A 3,666-nucleotide genomic window follows, 5' to 3' on the forward strand; every position below is an offset into this window, starting at 1 on the left:
TCTCGACGTGCTTGCGGTACTCGTCGAGGGTGGTCGCACCGATCATCCTCAGTTCGCCGCGGGCGAGCATCGGCTTGATCATGTTGCCGGCGTCCATCGCTCCCTCGGCGCCGCCGGCACCGACGATCGTGTGGATCTCGTCGACGAACGTGATCACCTCACCCTCGGCATCGGTGATCTCCTTGAGCACGGCCTTGAGGCGCTCCTCGAACTCGCCGCGGTACTTCGCGCCGGCGAGCATGGACGCGATGTCGAGCGCAATCAGACGCTTGTTCTTCAGCCCTTCCGGCACGTCACCGTCCGCGATCCGCGAGGCGAGACCTTCGACGATGGCGGTCTTGCCGACGCCCGGCTCGCCGATCAACACGGGGTTGTTCTTGGTGCGCCGTGACAGCACCTGGATCGCGCGACGGATCTCCTCGTCACGTCCGATGACCGGATCGATCTTGCCGGCGGCCGCGAGCGCGGTGAGGTCCTGGCCGTACTTCTCGAGCGCGGCGAACTTCTCCTCGGGGTTCTGATCGGTCACCCGGTGCGAGCCCCGCACCGCCTGCATCGCCTGCATGACCTCCTCGGAACCCATGTCCAGCCGGTCGTTCATCGCGAGCAACAGGTGCTCGACGGAGAGGAAATCGTCCTTGAAGTCCTTCTGGTACTTCTCGGCGTTCGCGACCGTGTTGTTCAGTTCCTTCGACATCCGCGGCTCGTCGCCGCCGTACGCGTTCGGGAGCCGGGTGACCGCCTCGTCGGCGTGGTTGCGGACCATCAGCGGGGCGAGGCCGAGCTTCGCCAACACCGCCGGGACGATCGTGCCCTCCTGGCGCATCATCGCCGAGAGCACGTGATCGGGCGTGAGTTCGGGGTTGGAGCGCGCCTTGGCGTCGTCGATCGCCGCGGAGAACGCCTCCTGGGTCTTGATGGTCCACTTCTTCGGGTCGAACGCCATTCCTCTACGTGCCTCTCCTCATCGATACTCAATAATGCTGAGTGTTAGTGTATCAACTTCGATGCCGGTTCGCTTCGTTGTTCTCCACTTCCTGCACGCCATGATGGTCAACGTGAGCCAGCCCGTCGACACCGCACCGCGCATCTCGATCCTCGACCTCGCGATCATCGGAAGCAACCAGACCGCCCGCGACGCCTTCGCGAACAGCGTGCAACTCGCCCAACGCGCCGAAGCGCGTGGCTACGAACGGGTCTGGTACGCCGAACACCACAACATGGCGGCGATCGCCTCGTCGGCGACGAGCGTGCTGATCGCCCACGTCGCGAACCACACCTCGTCGATCCGCCTCGGCGCGGGTGGCGTGATGCTCCCGAACCATTCACCGCTCGTGATCGCCGAACAGTTCGGCACGCTCGCCACGCTGCACCCGGGCCGGATCGACCTCGGACTCGGCCGCGCTCCCGGGAGCGACCAGACCACGATCCGGGCGATGCGCCGCGACCTGCGTGCGTCCGATCACTTCCCCGACGACGTGATGGAACTGCAGGGATACCTGCGCGGTGAGTCGCGGGTCGAGGGTGTCGTCGCGGTCCCCGGGGCCGGAACCGACGTGCCCCTGTACATCCTCGGGTCATCGCTGTTCGGCGCCCGCCTCGCGGCACGGCTCGGCCTCCCGTACGGCTTCGCCTCGCACTTCTCACCGGGCGCCCTGCTCCAGGCGGTCGAGCTGTACCGCAACGAGTTCGAGCCGTCGGAACAGCTCGGGGAGCCGTACGTGATCGCCGGCGTGAACGTGATCGCCGCCGACGACGCCGACCACGCGCAGGACCAGTTCATCCACGTGCGCCGTTCACGCGTCGCCCGCTTCCTCACCCCGGGCCGGGATCTGACCGACGAGCAGGCCGACGCCGTGCTCGCATCGCCGCAGGGTCAGCAACTGGCGCAGATGATGCACTACTCCGCCGTCGGCGAGGCCGAAGAAGTCGCGACGTATCTGCGCGAGTTCGCGCATCACGCCCAGGTCGACGAAGTGATCACCGCGCACGCGTCGCCGACGATCGAGGACCGCCTGCGCTCGGTCGACCTCGTCGCCGACACCCTCGACCCCGTCCGCCTCTGACACCTGGCTACTTGTTGCTGGAGATCGAGAAGCCCTTCAAGAACGTTCGCTGGAGGGCGATGAACACCAGCGTCGGCGGGATCGAGGCGATCACTGCGCCCAGCATCAGCGGACCGTACGACTGCCCGCCGCCGACGTTGCGCAACGTGCCCAACCCGATCTGGACCACCTGCGACGACTGGTCGTTGATCACGAGGCGCGGCCAGAGGTACATGTTCCACGAGTAGAGGAACTGGATCACGGCGAGGGCTCCGATCACGTTCCACGACAGCGGCAGCAGGATCCGCCACAGGAACTGGATCGGGCCGGCGCCGTCGAGTCGAGCCGCTTCGGACAGCTCCGGCGGCAGCTTCGCGAAGTGTTGACGAAACAGGAACGCGCCGGTCGCCGAGGCGAGGAACGGCACGGTCAGCGCGAGCATCGAGTTCCCCCAGCCGAGGTCGCCGACGATCTGGAACAGGGCGATGATCGAGATCTCGGTCGGCATCATCAGCGTCACCAGCACGAACCAGAACACGAACCACTTCCCACGGAAGTTGAAGTGGACGAACGCGAGTCCGGCGAGCATCGCGGTGATCGTCTTGCCGACGGTGATGATCACGGCCTGGATCGTGGAGTTGATCATGTACCGGCCGAGGTCACGCTGGTTCCACACGACGTCGAAGTTCTCCGCGAGGCTCGAACCCGGGGTGATCTGGCGGGAGAAGTACTCGGCGTTCGACTGGGTGGACACGATGATCGCGTAGATCAGCGGGAATCCGATGACGGCGACGGTCGCGATGAGTGCCGCGTGCGTGTACCACCGATCGATCCTCGAGCGCGGGCGGAACGGATCGGTCCAGGACCGCGCCGGTCGGTCGACGGTCGGTGCGTCACGTGCCATAGCTGACCCTTCGGCCGGTCGAGCGGAATTGCCAGATCGTCAGGGCCACCACACCGCCGAACAGCACCAGCGACTGCGCGGCACCGCGCCCGAGGTCCCGCCCGGGGATCGCGACCTGGATGACCTCGTACATCGCCACACTCGTCTGGCCTGCAGGCCCACCCGCCGTGAGGTAGTCGATCGTCCCGTAGGTCTCGAAGAACGCGTAGGTGAGGTTGGTGACGATCAGGAAGAACGTGATCGGCGAGAGCGCGGGGACGACGACGTAGCGGAACCGTTGGCGCGAGTTCGCACCGTCGAGCATCGCCGCTTCCACCTGGTCCTTCGGAACCGTCTGCAGCCCGGCGATGTAGAACAGCAGGTTGTAGCCGAGGGTCTTCCAGATGCTGGCGAGGATCACGACGAACTGTGCGAGGCGCGGGTTCGTCCGGTAATCCGGGAGCGCGACGCCGAGGAGTGCGTCGAGCCAGTGCTCGATGATCCCCGAGTTCGCGTCGAACATGACGAAGAAGAGCAGACCCGCGATCGGTGGCGAGATCGCGTAGGGCCACACGAGCAGCGTCCGGTAGACGTTCGCTCCGCGAATCGGTTGATACGCGAGGTAGGCGATGGCCAGCGCGAGCGCCAGACCACCGACGACGGTTCCGACCGAGATGATCATCGTCACGACGAACACCTGCCGGTACTCGGCGGTCCAGAGTCCCGCGATCGCCAGCA

The 3,666-nt window shown here is 65.9% G+C and carries 4 protein-coding genes; 1 reads left to right on the forward strand and 3 read right to left on the reverse strand.

From position 1 onward, the window contains the following. On the reverse strand, positions 1–946 hold a 946-nt coding region (locus ON45_RS09295; protein WP_040493380.1), incomplete at its 3' end, for a Clp protease N-terminal domain-containing protein. A 103-nt stretch (positions 947–1,049) separates the two neighbouring features. Between ON45_RS09295 and ON45_RS09300 the strand changes: the two genes are divergently transcribed. Then, positions 1,050–2,066, forward strand: a complete 1,017-nt coding sequence (locus ON45_RS09300) for an LLM class flavin-dependent oxidoreductase (RefSeq protein WP_051062798.1) — start codon at positions 1,050–1,052, stop codon at positions 2,064–2,066. Positions 2,067–2,073: 7 nt separating this feature from the next. Here the strand turns inward: ON45_RS09300 and ON45_RS09305 are convergent, their stop codons facing one another. Next, positions 2,074–2,949, reverse strand: a complete 876-nt coding sequence (locus ON45_RS09305; RefSeq protein ID WP_040493381.1) for a carbohydrate ABC transporter permease — start codon at positions 2,947–2,949, stop codon at positions 2,074–2,076. Then, positions 2,939–3,666: carbohydrate ABC transporter permease (locus tag ON45_RS09310; protein ID WP_040493382.1), on the reverse strand; the 728-nt coding region annotated here is incomplete at its 5' end. The genes ON45_RS09305 and ON45_RS09310, both read right to left, overlap by 11 nt.

It is taken from the genome of Ilumatobacter nonamiensis YM16-303 (assembly GCF_000350145.1).
Lineage (GTDB): Bacteria > Actinomycetota > Acidimicrobiia > Acidimicrobiales > Ilumatobacteraceae > Ilumatobacter_A > Ilumatobacter_A nonamiensis.